Annotated in this window: 1 rRNA gene; it reads left to right on the forward strand. The window is 48.5% G+C overall.

Annotated elements, in window-relative coordinates:
- Positions 1-759, forward strand: a 23S ribosomal RNA gene (locus ACTQ52_RS12335); the annotation flags it as partial.

Raw genomic sequence — 759 nt, forward strand, 5'->3', positions numbered from 1 at the left:
AGAGGGTGAAAATCCCGTACAGGAAGTAGAAGAGGATGAGCAGTATCCGAAGTACTGTCAGACACGTGGAACCTGGCAGGAAGTCGGGGGGACCACCCCCCAAGGCTAAATACTCCTTAGTGACCGATAGCGATGAGTACTGTGAAGGAAAGGTGAAAAGAACCCCGGGAGGGGAGTGAAAGAGAACCTGAAACCCTGTGTTTACAAGCTGTGGAACACCGCAAGGTGAACCGCGTACTTTTTGTAGAACGGTCCGGCGAGTTATATATACTGGCAAGGTTAAGGACTTAAGGTCTGAAGCCGAAGCGAGAGCAAGTCTGAACAGGGCGTCAAGTCAGTAAGTATAGACCCGAAACTGGGTGACCTATCCATGTCCAGGATGAAGCTAAAGTAAAATTTGGTGGAGGTCCGAACGCACATCCGTTGAAAAGGGTGGCGATGAGGTGTGGATAGCGGAGAAATTCCAATCGAACCCAGAGATAGCTGGTTCTCCTCGAAATGGCTTTAGGGCTAGCCTCGTTGTGAGTCTTACGCAGGTAGAGCACTGAATTGTTGAGGGGGCGTCAAAGTCTACCAAGACATATCAAACTTCGAATGGCGTTAAGATATAAACGGGAGTCAGACTGCGCGATATAAATTGCATAGTCAAAAGGGAAACAGCCCAGACCTACAGCTAAGGTCCCAAAGTGTGTGTTAAGTGGTAAAGGATGTGGGATTTCATAGACAACTAGGATGTTGGCTTAGAAGCAGCCACACATT

The sequence above is a fragment of the Oribacterium sp. Sow4_G1_1 genome (assembly GCF_052116105.1).
Taxonomy (GTDB): Bacteria; Bacillota; Clostridia; order Lachnospirales; family Lachnospiraceae; genus Oribacterium.